This window comes from Candidatus Baltobacteraceae bacterium, from assembly GCA_035502855.1.
Taxonomy (GTDB): Bacteria; Vulcanimicrobiota; Vulcanimicrobiia; order Vulcanimicrobiales; family Vulcanimicrobiaceae; genus Aquilonibacter.
Genome location: DATJTX010000022.1, coordinates 59,444 through 75,247, shown reverse-complemented (window position 1 = coordinate 75,247; position 15,804 = coordinate 59,444). Strand labels below are relative to the sequence as shown.

Here is a 15,804-nt window from a genome sequence, read left to right as displayed (position 1 = left end):
CCATTCAATCAATTCGGAATGACGTGCAGATGAATTTTCTGGCTCATGCGCTGGTCGCCGGGCTGGTGCAAACGCTCAGGCTTGTGTGGGACAGCCTCTTCGGGCTGATCTTCGGATTCCTTATCTCCGCGATCGTACAAGTCGTGCTCACGCCGGCCGAGATGGAGCGCTATCTGGGGCCGAAGCTTCGCAACATCGTCGCCGCTGCCGGCTTCGGCATCATCGCCTCGGCGTGCTCGTACGGGGCTGCCGCCGCGGCGCGCGGCTTCTACCAGAAGGGCGCCGACGTGCGCTCGATCTTCGCGTTCTTGATCTCCTCGACCAACATGAACGTGGCAATCCTGATCCTCTTTTGGTCGTTACTCGGGTGGAAGTTCGCGTTCGCCGAGTTCTTCGGCGGCGTGATCATCATCGCGGTCGTCGCAACCGGCTTCACGCTGCTCTTCGGCGCGGATGAGCTCGAGCGCTTGCGGCGCGAGCACCCCTCGCCGCTGCCGGCCGAAGCAGATGGCGCCGAATGTTCGCACTGCCACGATCACCGCAAACGCCCGAAGTTGGTTGCGATTGCCCAGACGGCAATCGGCGACGTGCAGATGCTGCACACCGAGCTGATCGTCGGCTACCTCATCGCCGGATTCGCCTCGGCGCTGATCCCGGCGGCGTGGTTCGCGCACGTGCTGCAAGCCGTCGGCTCGGTGCCGGTGATCGGCTACGTGCTGCTCCTGCTCGTCGGACTCGCGCTGGCCGTGGTGACCTTCGTGTGCTCGATGGGCAACGTGCCGGTGGCGCGCTTTCTGGCGAACGCGCGCATCCCGCTCGGCGCGAACACGGCGTTCATCTACGGCGACCTGCTGATCCCGCCGCTGGTCGCCATTTATCGCAAATCATTTCCCGAGCGCGTCACCTGGACGTTCGTCGGGCTCTTTATCGTCGGCGCGATGATCGCCGGCGCAGCCATGGAATGGGCGATCGGCAATGTGTTCGGCGGCGTGACGATGGGCTCGATGGCGATCAACGATCGCTTCACGCTCGTCTCCAACGTACTGGCCATCATCGCCGTCGGGGTCATCGCGGCGTTCGTGACGCGAGAATGGCGAGCGCAACCCTCCTGAGAGCGCTCGAATTCTTCCGCTACGCGATGAGATCTTCGATGCTGACGGGGAGATCCCGAACGCGCACGCCGGTAGCGTGATAGACCGCGGCGGTAATCGCTGGCGCCACGCCCGCCAGGCCGATCTCGCCGACACCGCGCGCGCCGAGCGGGTTCAAATCATAGTCGGGATAATCGAGGAAGGTGACGTCCATCGCCGGGTGATCGGCGTTCGAAGCGACGACGTAATCGGCAAAGTTGCGATTGAGCGGTGCCGCCGTTTGCGGATCGTAGCGCGTCTCCTCGAACAGCGCCATGCCCACGCCCATCACGATCGCGCCCTCGATTTGGTTGCGCGCCGTTTTCGGGTTGATGATTCTCCCGCCGTCGATCACGGTAACCACGCGCCGAACGCGCAATCGCGCGATCTCCGGTCGCCAGCTCACCTCGACGAAGTGCGCGCCGAACGAGTGGCTCGATTTCGCTTTGTTTTCGGCGAAGAACGTCGCCTCGGATTTTCCGTACCCGACGCCTTTCTCGAGCGCTTCTTTACACGCCGCGACCGCGGCCGGAATGACCGATGCGGTTACCATCGAGCCGCCGGAGATCGGGCCGGGCGGCAGCGAGCTGTCGCCGAGCGAGACCGTGATTCGGCCGACCGGAATTCCGAGCGCGTCGCTCGCGATCTGCGCGAGCATCGTGTAGGTGCCGGTCCCGATGTCTTGCGTCCCGCAAAAGACCTGCGCGTGCCCGTCGTGCAATTCCACCCGGACCTCGCAGGCGAAGCGTTCGGCGATCCACGCGCACCCGGCAACACCCCAGCCGACGATCGCGCCGTCGCGCTTCATCGAGCCGACGGCGGCGGTGCGGTCGCGCCACCCGAATCTCTGCGCGCCCAGCTCGTAACATTCAGCGACGTGGCACGAACTGAACGGCAGGTCGAGGCCCTCGTCGCGGGTGGGCGCGTTGCGCAAGCGCAGCGCGACGGGATCCATGTTCAACGCGATCGCTAGCTCGTCGAGCGCCGATTCGGTGGCAAACAGGCCGGGGACGGCGCCCGGGCCGCGCATCGAGGTCGGCGACCCGACGCTGCGTTTCGCGAGGCCGCGGGTCACGCGCAGATTCGGTACGCTATAGAAGTACGGCGTTGCCTCGGCGCAATTCTCGTCGTAATCGTCGAGCATATTCGTGTGGTTGGTGTAGTCGTGTTGCAGCGAGGTGAGGCGCCCATCGGCATCGGCGCTTACGCGAACGCGCTGCACCGTCACCGGCCGGTGGCCGACGGCCGTGAACATTTGTTCGCGCGTGACGACGATCTTCACAGGCGCGCCGAGCGTGCGCGCGGCGGCGGCGGCGAGCGGCGACTGCGTCCACGGCCACAATTTGCCGCCGAAGCCGGAACCCAAGTAGCGGGTGATGACGCGGACGTTTTCGACCGGAATGGCGAGCATCGCCGCCAAGACGTTGCGATGGTTCACCACCGCCTGCGAGGTCTCGTAGAGCGTGACGGTGTCGCCGTTCCACGACGCGACCGTCGCGTGCAGCTCGATCGGATTGTGCGTCTCGACCGGCGTGCGGTAGACCTGGTCGAGTTTGATCGGCGATGCGGCGAAGGCGGCATCGGGATCGCCGCGGTGGCTCCCAAGGTCACGCTCGCCTTCCTCGGCGCGGACCGGATCGGTGCTCGGCATCTCGGACGCGTACGTGACGCGTACGCGGGCCGCGCCCTCCTGCGCCGATTCGAGCGTGCGCGCGACCACCAGCGCAACGTATTGCCCGTAATACGTCACGGCGTCGTCGCTCAGCGGCGCGCGATGCTCGTCGGCGATGCAGAGCGCGCTGAACGGCAGGGTGGGGTCGATCGAGTGCAGCGTGCGCAGGTTGGTGTGATCGAACGCCGCGACGACGCCGGGCACCGCGAGCGCATCGGTCGCGTCGACGCGCAGCACGCGTCCGGCGGCGATCGTGCTGCCGACCGGAACGCCGTAGAGCATGCCGTCGAGAATGCGATCCGAGGCGTAATCCGCGCCACCGGTCACTTTGAGCCGGCCCTCGACGCGATCGATGGGCGTTCCGACGCTCACGCCGTCACCTCGATCAGCGCCTGCGTCAAGGCGCGTCTGGCGAGTTCGATTTTGAAACCGTTCTGACTCTGCGGACGCGCATCGCGAAGTGCGATTACCGCCGCCTCGCGAAAAACCTCGCGCGAGACGCCTTTGCCGCGCAGCACCGCTTCGGCCTCGCGCGCGCGCCACGGAATCGTGCCGACACCGCCGAGCGCGACGCGCGCGTCGGCAATCGTGGAGCCGTCGAGCCGCACCGCGACCGCCGCGGACGCGAGCGCGAATTCGTACGATTGGCGATCGCGCAGCTTGAGATAATGCGAGCGCCAGCCCTTCATCGGCGGCAGCATGACCGCGACGATCAGCTCGCCGGGTTCGAGCGTGGTCTCACGTTCGGGCGCATCGCCGGGGAGACGGTAGAACCGGTCGATCGGAATCGTGCGCCCGCCCGAGGTGCTGCGCACCTCGATCGTCGCTTCGAGTGCCGTCAACGCGACGTTCTGATCGGAGGGATTGGTCGCGATGCAGTGCTCGCTGGTCCCCAGCACGGCGAGATTGCGGTTATATCCGGTGATCGCCGGACAGCCGCTGCCCGGCTCGCGCTTGTTGCACGCCGAGTTCGGATCGCGAAAGTAGATGCAGCGGGTGCGCTGCAAGAGATTGCCGCCGGTCGTCGCCATGTTGCGAATCTGCGTCGTCGCGCCGGAGAGAATCGCTTCGGAGAGCACGGGGTAGCCGGCGCGCACGCGCGGATGGTGCGCCACCTCGCTATTGGTCGCGAGCGCGCCGAGGACGAGACCGCCGCCGGGCGCGTCCTCGATCGTCGTCAGCGGCAGGCGATTGATGGCGATGACGCGCTCCGGGCGTTCGACGTCCTGCCGCATCAGGTCGATCAGCGTGGTGCCGCCCGCGCAGTATCGCGACGATGCGCCCTGCGCCGTGCGCAGCGCGTCGCCGGCGTCGATCGCGCGCGCCATCGCGAAGCGTCTCATGACATCGACTTCGACCGGCGAACCGATTGGATCGCCGCAACGATGCGCTGATAGGCGCCGCAGCGGCAGATGTTGCCGCTCATGGCTTCGGCTACGTCGGCGTCGCCCGGACCCCACGGTTCGTCGATCATCGCCGCCGCCGACATGAGCTGCCCCGACGTGCAGTAGCCGCATTGGTATCCGTCGTGCTCGAGAAACGCGGCCTGGACGGGGTGCAGGTCTTCTCCGCTCGCAAGCCCTTCGATCGTCGTGATCGTATCGCCGTCATGCATCGCGACGAAGGTGAGGCACGAGAGCGCGCGTTTGCCGTTGACGTGGATCGTGCAGGCGCCGCACTGCCCGTGATCGCAGCCTTTTTTCGTCCCGGTCAGCCCCAGCGTCTCGCGCAGGAAGTCGAGCAGCGACGTGCGCGGATCGACCTCGACCCGGTACCGTTTTCCATTGACGGTGAGGGAGGCCGGGAGGGTTTCAACGGCGGTCGTGTCGGGACTCTTCACGGTCATGCGAGTAATTTAAGCACATTTTTTGCGGCCGCGGTGAACCGCTTCTGACCTAGCCGGGTTATGCAAGCCACACTGACGAGTGAGCGACGCGAAGTGAACGAGCGCCTGCAAGACTATGGGGAGAAGACATGTTAGCTACGCGTAACCTTGGCATCGACGGGCTGGCGGTTTCCGACATCGGGTTGGGCTGCATGGGCATGAGCTTTGCCTACGGCCCGGGCGAACGCGACGACAACGAGTCGATCCGCACGATCCAACGTGCGCTCGAGCTTGGGTGCACGTTCTTCGATACCGCTGAAGCCTACGGCCCGTACACCAACGAGGAGCTGCTCGGCCGCGCGCTGGCGGGCAAGCGCGACCAAGCGGTGATCGCGACGAAATTCGGGTTCACCTTTGGACGCGACGGCGCGGTAAACGGTACCGACAGCCGGCCCGAGCACGTGCGCGAAGCGGTCGAGGGATCGCTGCGCCGGCTGAAGACGGATCGCATCGATCTGCTCTATCAGCATCGCTTGGATCCGAACGTGCCGATCCAAGAAACGATCGGTGCGATGGCCGAACTCGTGCGCGAAGGAAAAGTGCTTTATCTCGGGCTCTCGGAAGTCGGCGAAGAGACGATTCGCCGGGCGCAGGCCACGCATCCGATCGCCGCGCTGCAGAGCGAATATTCGCTGTGGGAGCGCAATCTGGAGCCGAAGATCATTCCGCTGCTGCGTCACCTCGCCATCGGGCTGGTGCCCTTTGCACCGCTCCGGCGCGGGTTTTTGACCGGCAACGTGAAGCGCGCGGAGGAGTATCCCGAAGGCGATTATCGCCGCGGCGATCCGCGGTACCAAGGCGCGAATTTCGATGCGAACATGCGCGCCGCGTCGATCGTGCGCGAGGTGGCGGCGCGTCACGATGCCACGCCGGGACAGATCGCGCTCGCGTGGCTCTTGCACAAAGGGCCGGACGTCGTGCCGATCCCGGGCACCAAACACGTGCGCTACTTAGAGGAGAATCTCGGCGCATCGCAGGTGCATCTCAGCGCCGAAGACATGGCCACGCTCGACGCGTCGCTCACGCCGGAGAAAATTTCCGGTCCGCGTTATAACGAACGGCAGGCGGCGCTGATCAACCGATGATTCCGTTGGTGCACCAAGCATCACGGTGCAGGCCGCGTATCCCAGGGGCATCGGGCCGGAACAAGAAATAGGGGTTGCGTTTTATGTACACAACCGCAGCGACCGCGTACGGCATTGCCGTTACCGTCGAAGGAAGGCCGACGCCCGAGGAACTGAAGGTGGTGAATGCGGCCCTGATGGATGCCGCGCGCACCAAGCCGGGCTTCAGCTTGCTCATGGACCTTTCGAAAGCCAAGATCGCGACCGACGCCGATTCGCAAGCGATGATCTCCGAGCGCTACGGAAAGCTCTTTGGCCACGGTATGCACCGGCTTGCCATCGTGGTGTCGAGCCCCACCGTGGGTATCCAAGTGCGGCGGTTGATTACACAGGCCGTCGGCGATACGGTCACCAAAGAACGCGTGCGCATGATCGACCCGACGGTGCCGAATTGGCGCGCCGATGTTGAACGGTGGCTCGCGGAGAAAACGCCCTAGCGCACCGCGCTGCTATGCGGAAGCTTCCAGTCCTTGCGGACAAAGTGGCAGGTATAACCGTTCGGAATTTTCTGGAGGTAATCCTGATGCTCGGGCTCGGCTTCCCAGAACGGGCCCGCCGGCGCGACTTCGGTTACGACCTTGCCGGGCCACAGTCCTGACGCGTCGACGTCGGCAATCGTCTGCTCGGCGATGCGGCGTTGTTCGTCGGTGGTGTAGTAGATCGCCGAGCGATAGCTCGTGCCGCGATCGTTGCCCTGGCGATTGAGCGTCGTCGGGTCGTGGATTTGAAAGAAGAACTCGAGCAATTGCCGGTAGCTGATTTGCGCCGGATCGAAAACGATCTCGATCGCCTCCGCGTGGTTGCCGTGATTGCGATAGGTCGCGTTCGGCACCTCGCCGCCGGTATAGCCCACGCGTGTCGAGATGACGCCGGGGTACGTGCGCAGCAGCTCCTGCATGCCCCAGAAGCAGCCGCCGGCCAGAACTGCGCGCTCGGTAGATGATGTCATAATTCTCTATTCGCGGATGCGCAAAACGATCTTGCCTTCGACGTGACCCTGTTCGATTCGCCGGTGCGCATCGACCACACGATCGAGCGGAAACTCTTCCGTCTTCAGCGGAATCGTCTGCGTGCCGATCGCTCGGTTCAAGCGCTCGAAGGCTTCGTGCGACATATCCCCATCGAACGGCACCGACGGGTGGCCGCCGACTTTCGGTGCCGGCTCGATGCCGTTCGGGAATGCGATCGGTGCGTTCGGGCGCAGACGCGAGGCGAGGGGCGGAAGATCGGAGCCGTTCGCGGTGGCGAGCATCGCGTCGAACACGGTCGTCGCATCCTGCGTGATCGGCGTGCCCCCGAGCGCGCGAAGGTAGTCCTGCGCGTCGGGTCGTGCGGTTCCGGACACGATTGCGCCGATGGTCTTCGCCGCGAGCCAAACTGCCAGCGACCCGACGCCGCCGGTGGCGCCGAAGACGAGCAGCGTCTCGCCGCGCTTCATCTTTAAGGAGTGCAGCCCCGCGTGCGCCGTCAGCGCAACGCACGGCATCGCGCCGGCGACTTTTTGATCGAGCTGATCCGGCACGCGCGCGACGCGATCTGCCGGGAGGCCTATGTATTCGGCGTAGAAGCCGCCGTGCGGATTACCGTAGCTATAGGAATACACACGCTCGCCGACGCGCAGGTGCTTCACGTCGGAAGCAACCGCAACCACAACGCCGCTTCCGTCCGCACCTAAAATGGTGCCGGGCTTGATCGCGCCCCACGCGCCGGAGCGCTGCTTCGCATCCCAAATGCCCACGCTGGCATAATCGAGCGCCAGAATCACATGGCCTCGGGCAAGCTTCGGTACGGGCACGGACGTTACGCGAATGGCGTCGGGCGGACCCGCTTTGTCGAGGACGGCGGCTTTCATCGTCGTCGGGAGAGTAGACGACTTCACGGTCGTCGCGTGGCTCTTCACAGTCATGCCTCGATTCAACCACTCAATGTCGCGATCTGTTACAGCCGAGCACCAGCATGCTCTGCCGCTTCGAGCACCGCGCGTACCGGACCGAAGCGGGCTCGGATTCCGAAAAAGGCGAAGCGCAGGCCATGGTGAATCGGCGGGTGTTTCTCCAGAGCGCCGCTGCCGCTGCGCTCGGCACTTCGGCGCTCGGGCTTCTGGGCGCGCGTCGCACCATTCCGTGGGCGGAGCTTGCGCGTCGTCTCCGGGGGAAGCTCGTACTTCCCGGGGACCGATGGTATGCGGCCTACGCGCAACCGAATAACCTGCGCTACGACGCGATTCTTCCGCAAGCGATTGCGGTGTGCAGCGACGCTCGCGACGTGAGCACGTCGATTCTCTTCGCGCGTGAATACGGGGTGCCGCTCGTCGCGCGGTCGGGCGGCCATTCGTACGCGGGATATTCGACGACGCCCGGGCTGATGATCGATCTGCGGACGATGAATAACGTTGCGTTCGACGAGTCGACCGGCATCGCCACGCTCGGCGGCGGCGCACGAAACTCGAATGTGTACTCGGCATTTCGCAATCGTAATCTTGCGATCACCCACGGACGCTGCCCGTCGGTCGGCGTGGCCGGCCTCGTGCTCGGCGGCGGCATCGGTTTCAATATGCGCGCGCATGGCCTGACCTGCGATCACCTGATTGCGACGGAAATCGTCACCGCCGACGGCACGACTCGCGCCGTGCACGGCAACGACGAATTGTTTTGGGCCTGCCGTGGCGCTGGCGGGGGAAATTTCGGGATCAACACGTCGTTCGCGTTTCAAACCTACGAGGTCGGACCGCTGACGGTCTTCGACTTGACGTGGAAACGGCAACCGGAGCGCGTCTTCGAACGACTGATCGGCGTCCTCGATCGTGCGCCGGCGACGCTCGGCTCGAAAGTATCGGCGATTGCACCCGACGCAACGACGCCCGATATTACGATCCAACTGCTCGGGCAATATTCGGGCACGCCGGCGCAACTGCGCGAGATGCTCGCGCCGGTGTACGCGATCGCCGAACCCGAGGGCATCGTCAAGCACGATTCCTATTGGGCCGCGCAAGACGTGCTCGCCGAACCGGGCCGTCCGGCGTACTGGCAGGAGCGCTCGCGCTTCTTCAATGCGCCGTTCGATCACAACGCTAATGCGGTTGTGTTCGAGTGGCTTCGGCGCTATCCGCGCACGGCAAAAAGCGCGGCGTTCAAGGTGTTTCAAACCGGCGCGCATGTGAACGATCGCGGACCGCACGAGATGGCGTTTGCCCATCGCTTCAGCTCGTGGCTGAGTTCGATCGAGCTGTATTGGACCCAGACGACGCCACCCGACGCGCTCGCGCGCAATCTGGCCTGGCTCGACGCGTTTTACGAGGCGATCGTTCCGCTCGCCAAGGGCGGCGCCTACCAGAACTTCATCGATCCGTCACTGCGCGATTGGCAGCTTGCCTACCACGACGGGAACTTTCAACGCCTACGCAAGATCAAGACGAAATACGACCCCACGAACGTCTTTCATTTCGCGGAAGGCATCCCGCCGGGTTGAAACGCGCTCGTTAGTTCGGGAGCATTTCTTGCACGTGCTTGCGAAATTCGAGCGGCGCCGCGATCGCGGGGAAGCTCTCCTCCGTGCCGCCGATTCCCCGCACGCCAATCGTGCCGTAGTCGAAGAGGCGGCCAAATGCCGTCTGCTCGACGTCGATACCCTCGATCCGGTTCAGCTCGAGTTCGAGCAATCTGCTGCCAAGTGCCCCAACCTTGATAACGACGCGACGGTTCGTGACCGCAAATTCGGACGAGTTGTACCGAATGAGGGCAATCGTGCCCATCCCAACGCCGACGATGCCGACGAGCAGCCCAAGGATTTGGGACCACGTCATCGCGATGATGATTCCCAACAGCACCACGACTCCAGCGGGCACAGCGATGATTGGATGCAGCTTCGCTTGATACACGACCTCTTCGCCGGGGAGCAGAGTGTTGTCGATGTAGCCCACGCATGGCTCGTTCGTGCGCGGCTAGATTTTCCCGCTCCTCGTGATTAACGGGTGACTTCCGGGACCGACGATCCCCCGCCGGCGCTTAGGCGCGTTCCCAAACCGTCTTGACACCTTTCGCATCGGAACGGCCGAGTTCAAACGCTTCGTCAATTGCGGGTTGATCATTGAATCCCAGGACGGAAAGTGCCAACGGCTGTACCGGCCGTACCTGCCGAAGGCTCACTTCTACTTTGCCTTGCAGCCCGAGCTTGTCATTCGCGGCGGTCCTCCCCGCAACAGCCTGATTCGTCATAAGCGCCAGCTTCATATCGTCTTCAAGAATCTTTTGCTGCATGACGGTATAGCAAGCCAGACCGAGCACTGCAACATTGGGGACCGCGGCGAGTGGCGCGTTACTCGCGGGTGTCATGAAAATTACAGTGATATCGGTCGCGCCCGCATTGATCGCAAGCCCGATCGGCGAATTGTTCGCGACTCCTCCGTCAACGTAGAGATAGGTAGTAGATGAACCTAGGTTCTCGCTCATTGGCGGAAAGGCAAAGGGCAGCGAACCCGAGGCCTCGACCGCGACGAGGTAGTTTTCGGCTGTAATCGGATGCGCTGATTTAGCGTTCGCGAGAAATGCTTTTTGCAGGTCGACGGCGGTAGGCGTACCACCGGCGGGAGCCGCGAACGCGAAGAACGATTCCGATGTTTGCAAATTCACATTAGTCCCGGTGACGACGAGCGAACAGCGGATGTTGTCGAAGTTGAGAACTGGTTGCAGCAGTGCTGTCACGGGGGAGCGGTCGAGGGCTCCAAGCATCGCCATCAGTTCGGGCAACGGGCCCATTGCCTTGTACTTCTTAATCAGGCCGAGAACGTGGAATGCCCAGAGCGCTGGGTTTAGCTTCAGGACGGCCTCGAGTTCGCTCACGAAGTCCATTACCCGCTGTGCTGTGGGCGAAAGCGTGACAATGTTCTTGCCCGCGATCGTCTTCCAGAGCCCTTCGAGTTCTTCGATGAGCCCCTGAGCGTAGAACGCCGCATTGATGGCACCGATCGAGGTGCCACAAACTAGGTCGAAATGCTGACCGGTCTCGGCAAGACCGCAAATGACCCCGGCCTCGTAGGCACCGAGGGCGCCACCGCCGGTCAACACCAAAGCTCGCACGATAAATCAACCTCCTGAGGGAAGGTTCCTTCGCAATCGTACCTTAGCTCGGCGTAACATGCAGTAGTTCAATCGGCCTATGCTGCATCGACTACGCGCTCTCCGCGCGGCCGTTGGCTTCGAGAACCTCGTCGACGATGCCGTAGTCGCGTGCCTGCCCGGGCGTCATGAAGAAATCGCGATCGAGGTCGCGCAAGATTTGCTCTTCGGCTTTTCCCGTCGTTTTCGCGTAGATGTCGGCGAGCGTCTTGCGCGTGGCGACGAGTTCGCGCGCGTGCAATTCGATGTCGGTGGCTTGGCCGCCGATCTGCCCGATCGACGGCTGGTGGATGAGGATCTTGCTGTAGGGCAGCGCCGCGCGTTTGCCCGGCGCGCCGCCGGTCAAGAGCACCGAGGCCATCGAGGCCGCAAACCCCACGCAGATCGTCGCGACCGCCGGCTTGATGAACTGCATCGTATCGTAAATCCCAAGCGCCGCGGTGACGCTGCCGCCGGGGCTGTTGATGTAGAGATCGACGTCTTTGTCGGGATCTTCTTTCTCGAGGAAGAGCAGCTGCGCGACGGCAAGGCTAGCGAGCTGATCCGTGATCTCGCCGCTGATGAAGACGATGCGGTCTTTGAGGAGGCGCGAGTAGATGTCGAAGGCGCGCTCGCCGCGCGCGGTGTTCTCGACGACGGTCGGCACGAGGTAACTCATGGCCCGTTTTATAGCAGAGCCGGTGTGCGCTGGGAATGTTTTCCGGCTCAAAAGCGGACACCGCCGGCAGGGCCGCGGCCGCCGATCGTCTGAGTATCACCCATGAACACGCTAACCGTCGAGCAGCAACAACGTATCGTGGAACTTTTGCGCGAAGGCATGAGCGCCCGCGAGGTCGAGCGCATTACGGGGCATCGGCGAGAGACGGTTGTATTGTACGGTCGCCTCGCGGGGGTGCTGCCTTCGCGAGTTTCACCGGAACCCACGCAGGCGCGAGCCGCCTAGCAACGTTCGGCGACGGGGTCAACTCACCATGAAGTCGTCGTCGTGAGCATGATCTCCAACTGATTCGAAAGAATCCTCAGAACAGGGCTCGATGGCGTTCGAGTCGGCTTTGGAAAGGGGATCCTATCGATGCTTGGACGGCTCCGTTTTCTTCTCATTGCCGCCTTTGTTGTGGCCTCAACCGCCGTAGCCGCAGCGCGATTGCCGTACGACCTCTACATCGTAAATCCGCTGCCAAATCCGGTCTGGGTCACGGTGTACGCGAACGGCCGCATCCAAAACGCCTTTATGGTCCGCCCGAATTATCGCTGGCACTGGGACAGCGCCCAAGGGAACATGAAGATCATGGCGGAGATCAAAACGCTCGACGGCGTTCGCAACATTTGTAAAACGGATATGCAGGTGCCCAAGAACTCGGGCGACGTCACGATCCATCTCAACAAGGCCAACAATACCTGTTGGTGGAGTCGTTAGCCGGCGATAGCGGCGAAGAGTCCTGAGCCGTTGGGCGTTTTCGGCTTGCATACGCGAGTATAAGCCTTCTTTGCATGGACTCGCTGACCGATGAGCAGCGATGGCGCGATGGTGGAACTCTTGGGCGAAGGCATGAGCGCCCCCGAGGTCGAGCCATCACCGGCCACCGCCGAGAGACGGTTATTCTGTATGGGCGTTTGGCCGGAGCGGTTCCGCCGCGCAATGTGTCCAAGACGGTGGGCTCCTTGGCGGCCTGAGCGAGCGAGTGTTCCGGTGCTCCCGGCTTCTGCTAGGCGTGTTTTGATTCTGCAACGGGATCGTAGTCCCCGATCTTGATCCCCGCACTGCGAAAGGCCTCGAGACTCTGCTTGTCCCGGCTATCCTCGACGTACCAGGGCTGCGTGGCGAATATGTGACGTTGAATGTACCGCTCACCCATTGAGGCTAGTAGCATTAGCTCAAATCGGGTAGTCTGGCCTTGTCGAGTGGAATAAGCAACATCGGAAACCCAATTATCATCGTAACCGCTGATGCAGCGATCGACCTGGCCCATCGTGCTAAAGCCAAGATTGCGCAGTAATCTTGCCGTCCAGTTGTAGGAGAACTCGGATATTCGGCGATCGGGACCTAAGCGCCGATCGAGATATTCCTTAAGGGCATCGGGCGTGACTTCGACTTCGTCTAAGTTGCCGCTGGCGATTTGTTCACGCGCGCGGGCGGTCACGCTTGCGTCGGCATCTTGGATCGCCTGGAATTCTCGATCAGCTATTTCAAGTAAACCCGCCAGGGACATGAATCGTCTTCGAATCTCAGTTGGGATCACCGAGGCCGATTTGTATTGAATATCGTGTTCGATTTCGGCCCATGCGTGTTGCAAAATGGTGCGGACCTGGATTTCAACACTCGCGCCCTTGAAGTCTTGGTACTCCGGTAAGGTTCCCCGCTTTCGATCTAGTCGCACGAGGTAGTGAATACTTTGATAACCGAATCGCTGCTCAGCTATCAGCGCCGCTCCCTTGTCAGATCGCTCAATGATTTCAAATTCATCGCCGATCAATACGTCGATATCATCGAGAGTGCTCGGGAAGAACGTGATGACTCTTACTCCGGCGAGATCGGTAATTTGCTCCAGTGGATTCGGGTATTTGGGAATGTTCGGATCAGCGTCGGAAGGGGTGCCCGCTTTCTCTTCAAAGCTGGCCGCGTCCTTAGCCCTGCTATCTACTGAGTTGACCTTGATGCCACGTTGAACTAGGCACTCGCGAACTATTCGCTCAACCATGTGGGCAAGCGCAACAAAATAGTCTCGTCGCTTTAAGTACTCCGAGACGGCGCGCTGTTTGTGCGCCGTGAAATCAAATGCGTTTCCTGACGCCATAGCGCCGGCGCTCTGTTGTTCGTCCATTAGATGACTCCAGGGGCTGTCCGCGGGGAGACCCAGCGCGCGTGCTCGTGCTAATGCGGATTACGCTTATTCGTTCATCCTGCGGTTTCGCCACTCCGCGCTTCTCACATAACTTGTCGCCGTATAAATCACGCTGGCGTTTGATCGGCTCGACCCGCCGGACGTGATTCTGCGCCAGCCGCTGAGATCAGGGGCTTCCTTTCGCCTTGCCGTTGCGCCGCGGTTCTTTGTGGCCACGAACACGTGTTCGCCTTTGACCCTCCCCGTCGTAAACCTTATAGTGGTGTGAAGTGGTGCTGAGTGGTGGCTGGGGGAGGGACCTTGCACGCGGAGCTGCCGCGCTTTACGGGTTCGGTGGAGCATGCCCTCGATGAGAAGGGGCGCCTCATCGTCCCCGCGCGCTTTCGGGAACGGCTTGGAGCGGGCTTCGTCATCACGATTGCCCAGCCCGAGCCATGCCTCGCGCTCTACCCCAGCGTCACCTGGGCCGAGTTCTGCACGCGCCTGGAGGAGGCTCCGCGCAAGGATGAGCGCTTCCGCCGCATCGTGCGCAACATCTTCGCACATACAGAGGAAGTGGCGTGCGATGCGCAAGGGCGCCTGCTGATCCCAGCCGCACAGCGCGGCTACGCGTCGATCGATCGCGACGTCGTCTCCATCGGCGCGCTCACCCGCGTCGAGATCTGGGCGAAAGAACAATATTCCGCGCACGCCGCGCCGGAGGGCGAGGTCGCCGATTTCATGGCCGACCTCGGGCTCTTCTGATGGGATGCCTCCATGAGTCACGTCTCGGTCTTGCTCGATGCGGCGATCGATTATTTGGCGATCCGGCCGGATGGGACGTACGTCGATGCGACCTTCGGTGCGGGTGGGCACTCGCGAGCGATCCTCTCGCGTTTGCAGACCGGCCGATTGATCGCGCTCGATGCCGATCCGGACGCGATTGCGCGAGCGCACACCATCACGCATCCATCGTTTACCTTCGTCCATGCGAATTTCTCGGAACTTCGTCGCGTCTTGGCCGACTGCGGGGTGGCGCAGATCGACGGAGTGCTCTTCGATTTGGGAGTTTCGTCGATGCAGCTCGATAATGCGCAGCGCGGCTTCTCGTTTCGTGAGTCGGCGCCGCTCGATATGCGAATGAATCCGTACGAAGGCCGCAGCGCCTACGACGTCCTCGCTACCGCCAGCGAACGCGAACTCGCCGACATCTTCTTCAACTACGGCGAAGAGCGCGCGGCGCGCCGCATCGCGCACGCGCTCGTCGAACGGCGCAGCGCCGGCCGCCTGCCGAAAACCACCCTCGAATTCGCACAGTTCGTGGCGGGCGTGATGCGCCGGCCTGGGAAGAGGGAGCGCATCCATCCCGCCACGCGCGTCTTCCAAGCGCTGCGCATCGCGGTCAACGACGAACTCGGCGCGCTGCGCGAGGGTCTGGCCGGCGCGATCGACTCGCTGCGCGACGCCGGTCGCATCGTCGTCATCAGCTTCCACTCGCTCGAGGATCGCATCGTGAAGCAAACCTTTCGCGACGACGAGCGCCTCGAGGTTCTCACGCGCAAGCCGCTCGTGCCCGATGAGCACGAGACGGCCGAGAATCCCCGCGCCCGCAGCGCCAAGCTGCGCGCCGCCCAACGGAAAGCAAGCTAATGGTAGCGCCACAACGCATCCGCAATCCGCGCAGCGCCCGCACCGCCACCCAAACGCGCATCGTCAAGAACACCCGCGCGCGCTACGGCGCGATCGTGCGCATCGCCGGCGGCCTCTCGATCGCGCTGGTTGCGCTGATGGGCTATCTGGCGCTGCTCTCCAACGTCACCAGTCTCAGCTACGCGCTCGATAAGGCGCAGCACCAGCGCGACGTGCTGCAAGAACAGACCGCGCGGCTCGATGATGCGATCGCGCAAGCCAGCTCCGAAGAACGGCTCGCCGCGATCGCGGCCAAGCTCAACATGCACGATGCGCAAACCTTCGCCGTGGTGCGGATCGAACCGCCGGCCACGGTCGCGAAATCGAAGATCCCGCTCTTCGACACGATCGCCGCTTGGTTCTAAGGA

17 protein-coding genes are annotated in these 15,804 nt (G+C 62.8%); 8 read left to right on the top strand and 9 right to left on the bottom strand.

Going from position 1 to position 15,804, the window contains the following annotated elements:
• Nucleotides 1–29 precede the first annotated feature (29 nt).
• On the top strand, nucleotides 30–1,112 hold the full coding sequence (locus VMF11_08235) for a permease (GenBank protein HTU70299.1): 1,083 nt from the start codon (nucleotides 30–32) through the stop codon (nucleotides 1,110–1,112).
• A gap of 19 nt (nucleotides 1,113–1,131) precedes the next feature.
• Here VMF11_08235 and VMF11_08230 read toward each other — a convergent pair whose 3' ends face one another.
• Genes VMF11_08230 through VMF11_08220 form a run of 3 tightly spaced genes read right to left on the bottom strand, consistent with a single transcriptional unit; the run spans nucleotide 1,132 to nucleotide 4,648 of the window.
• Complete coding sequence (locus VMF11_08230; protein HTU70298.1) at nucleotides 1,132–3,174, bottom strand: xanthine dehydrogenase family protein molybdopterin-binding subunit; 2,043 nt, start codon at nucleotides 3,172–3,174, stop codon at nucleotides 1,132–1,134.
• Nucleotides 3,171–4,145, bottom strand: a complete 975-nt coding sequence (locus VMF11_08225) for a xanthine dehydrogenase family protein subunit M (GenBank protein ID HTU70297.1) — start codon at nucleotides 4,143–4,145, stop codon at nucleotides 3,171–3,173. The genes VMF11_08230 and VMF11_08225 overlap by 4 nt, the downstream gene beginning before the upstream one ends.
• Nucleotides 4,142–4,648 carry a (2Fe-2S)-binding protein gene (locus VMF11_08220; GenBank protein HTU70296.1) on the bottom strand — a complete coding sequence of 169 codons (507 nt, stop codon included), beginning with the start codon at nucleotides 4,646–4,648 and terminating at the stop codon, nucleotides 4,142–4,144. The genes VMF11_08225 and VMF11_08220 overlap by 4 nt, the downstream gene beginning before the upstream one ends.
• A 128-nt stretch (nucleotides 4,649–4,776) precedes the next feature.
• On the opposite strand from VMF11_08220, the gene VMF11_08215 reads away from it, so the two are divergent.
• Nucleotides 4,777–5,772 carry an aldo/keto reductase gene (locus tag VMF11_08215; protein ID HTU70295.1) on the top strand — a complete coding sequence of 332 codons (996 nt, stop codon included), beginning with the start codon at nucleotides 4,777–4,779 and terminating at the stop codon, nucleotides 5,770–5,772.
• Nucleotides 5,773–5,855: 83 nt separating this feature from the next.
• Nucleotides 5,856–6,248: a hypothetical protein gene (locus tag VMF11_08210; protein HTU70294.1), complete on the top strand. Its 393-nt coding sequence runs from the start codon at nucleotides 5,856–5,858 to the stop codon at nucleotides 6,246–6,248.
• Here the strand turns inward: VMF11_08210 and msrA are convergent.
• Together msrA and VMF11_08200 are read right to left on the bottom strand one after the other, a co-directional pair.
• Nucleotides 6,245–6,760 (bottom strand): peptide-methionine (S)-S-oxide reductase MsrA, encoded by a 516-nt coding sequence (msrA, locus tag VMF11_08205; protein ID HTU70293.1) that lies wholly within the window; start codon nucleotides 6,758–6,760, stop codon nucleotides 6,245–6,247. The two genes, VMF11_08210 and msrA, sit on opposite strands and share 4 nt — an antisense overlap.
• Before the next feature lie 6 nt (nucleotides 6,761–6,766).
• Nucleotides 6,767–7,717, bottom strand: coding sequence for an NADP-dependent oxidoreductase (locus VMF11_08200; protein HTU70292.1), 951 nt, complete (start codon nucleotides 7,715–7,717; stop codon nucleotides 6,767–6,769).
• Nucleotides 7,718–7,767: 50 nt separating this feature from the next.
• Here VMF11_08200 and VMF11_08195 point away from each other — a divergent pair, with 50 nt between their 5' ends.
• Entirely contained in the window at nucleotides 7,768–9,279 is a 1,512-nt protein-coding gene (locus VMF11_08195) for an FAD-binding oxidoreductase (GenBank protein HTU70291.1), read from the top strand.
• 10 nt (nucleotides 9,280–9,289) lie between these two features.
• Here VMF11_08195 and VMF11_08190 read toward each other — a convergent pair whose 3' ends face one another.
• The 3 genes from VMF11_08190 to VMF11_08180 all read right to left on the bottom strand — a co-directional run bounded on the left by VMF11_08190 (nucleotide 9,290) and on the right by VMF11_08180 (nucleotide 11,583).
• Nucleotides 9,290–9,730: a PH domain-containing protein gene (locus tag VMF11_08190; protein ID HTU70290.1), complete on the bottom strand. Its 441-nt coding sequence runs from the start codon at nucleotides 9,728–9,730 to the stop codon at nucleotides 9,290–9,292.
• An 85-nt stretch (nucleotides 9,731–9,815) separates the two neighbouring features.
• Nucleotides 9,816–10,886, bottom strand: coding sequence for a patatin-like phospholipase family protein (locus tag VMF11_08185; GenBank protein HTU70289.1), 1,071 nt, complete (start codon nucleotides 10,884–10,886; stop codon nucleotides 9,816–9,818).
• A 91-nt stretch (nucleotides 10,887–10,977) separates the two neighbouring features.
• Complete coding sequence (locus VMF11_08180) at nucleotides 10,978–11,583, bottom strand: ATP-dependent Clp protease proteolytic subunit (GenBank protein HTU70288.1); 606 nt, start codon at nucleotides 11,581–11,583, stop codon at nucleotides 10,978–10,980.
• Between the two features lie 414 nt (nucleotides 11,584–11,997).
• Here VMF11_08180 and VMF11_08175 point away from each other — a divergent pair, with 414 nt between their 5' ends.
• Entirely contained in the window at nucleotides 11,998–12,342 is a 345-nt protein-coding gene (locus VMF11_08175) for a hypothetical protein (protein ID HTU70287.1), read from the top strand.
• A 289-nt stretch (nucleotides 12,343–12,631) separates the two neighbouring features.
• On the opposite strand, the gene VMF11_08170 is transcribed toward VMF11_08175, so the two are convergent.
• Nucleotides 12,632–13,747, bottom strand: coding sequence for a hypothetical protein (locus tag VMF11_08170; protein HTU70286.1), 1,116 nt, complete (start codon nucleotides 13,745–13,747; stop codon nucleotides 12,632–12,634).
• A gap of 321 nt (nucleotides 13,748–14,068) precedes the next feature.
• Between VMF11_08170 and mraZ the strand changes: the two genes are divergently transcribed.
• The 3 genes from mraZ to VMF11_08155 are packed head-to-tail and all read left to right on the top strand — an operon-like array spanning nucleotide 14,069 to nucleotide 15,801.
• Nucleotides 14,069–14,512 carry a division/cell wall cluster transcriptional repressor MraZ gene (gene mraZ / locus VMF11_08165; GenBank protein HTU70285.1) on the top strand — a complete coding sequence of 148 codons (444 nt, stop codon included), beginning with the start codon at nucleotides 14,069–14,071 and terminating at the stop codon, nucleotides 14,510–14,512.
• A gap of 12 nt (nucleotides 14,513–14,524) precedes the next feature.
• Entirely contained in the window at nucleotides 14,525–15,397 is an 873-nt protein-coding gene (gene rsmH, locus VMF11_08160) for a 16S rRNA (cytosine(1402)-N(4))-methyltransferase RsmH (GenBank protein HTU70284.1), read from the top strand.
• Nucleotides 15,397–15,801: a hypothetical protein gene (locus tag VMF11_08155; GenBank protein ID HTU70283.1), complete on the top strand. Its 405-nt coding sequence runs from the start codon at nucleotides 15,397–15,399 to the stop codon at nucleotides 15,799–15,801. Before rsmH ends, VMF11_08155 begins: the two co-directional genes overlap by 1 nt.
• Nucleotides 15,802–15,804: the final 3 nt, after the last annotated feature.

Bases quoted from the DNA above. Each gene is read 5' to 3' on its own strand.
- VMF11_08235 (HTU70299.1), top strand. From the start codon at position 30: ATGAATTTTCTGGCTCATGCGCTGGTCGCCGGGCTGGTGCAAACGCTC.
- VMF11_08225 (HTU70297.1), bottom strand. From the start codon at position 4,145: ATGAGACGCTTCGCGATGGCGCGCGCGATCGACGCCGGCGACGCGCTG.
- VMF11_08220 (HTU70296.1), bottom strand. From the start codon at position 4,648: ATGACCGTGAAGAGTCCCGACACGACCGCCGTTGAAACCCTCCCGGCC.
- VMF11_08215 (HTU70295.1), top strand. From the start codon at position 4,777: ATGTTAGCTACGCGTAACCTTGGCATCGACGGGCTGGCGGTTTCCGAC.
- VMF11_08210 (HTU70294.1), top strand. From the start codon at position 5,856: ATGTACACAACCGCAGCGACCGCGTACGGCATTGCCGTTACCGTCGAA.
- msrA (HTU70293.1), bottom strand. From the start codon at position 6,760: ATGACATCATCTACCGAGCGCGCAGTTCTGGCCGGCGGCTGCTTCTGG.
- VMF11_08200 (HTU70292.1), bottom strand. From the start codon at position 7,717: ATGACTGTGAAGAGCCACGCGACGACCGTGAAGTCGTCTACTCTCCCG.
- VMF11_08195 (HTU70291.1), top strand. From the start codon at position 7,768: ATGCTCTGCCGCTTCGAGCACCGCGCGTACCGGACCGAAGCGGGCTCG.
- VMF11_08180 (HTU70288.1), bottom strand. From the start codon at position 11,583: ATGAGTTACCTCGTGCCGACCGTCGTCGAGAACACCGCGCGCGGCGAG.
- VMF11_08175 (HTU70287.1), top strand. From the start codon at position 11,998: ATGCTTGGACGGCTCCGTTTTCTTCTCATTGCCGCCTTTGTTGTGGCC.
- VMF11_08170 (HTU70286.1), bottom strand. From the start codon at position 13,747: ATGGACGAACAACAGAGCGCCGGCGCTATGGCGTCAGGAAACGCATTT.
- rsmH (HTU70284.1), top strand. From the start codon at position 14,525: ATGAGTCACGTCTCGGTCTTGCTCGATGCGGCGATCGATTATTTGGCG.
- VMF11_08155 (HTU70283.1), top strand. From the start codon at position 15,397: ATGGTAGCGCCACAACGCATCCGCAATCCGCGCAGCGCCCGCACCGCC.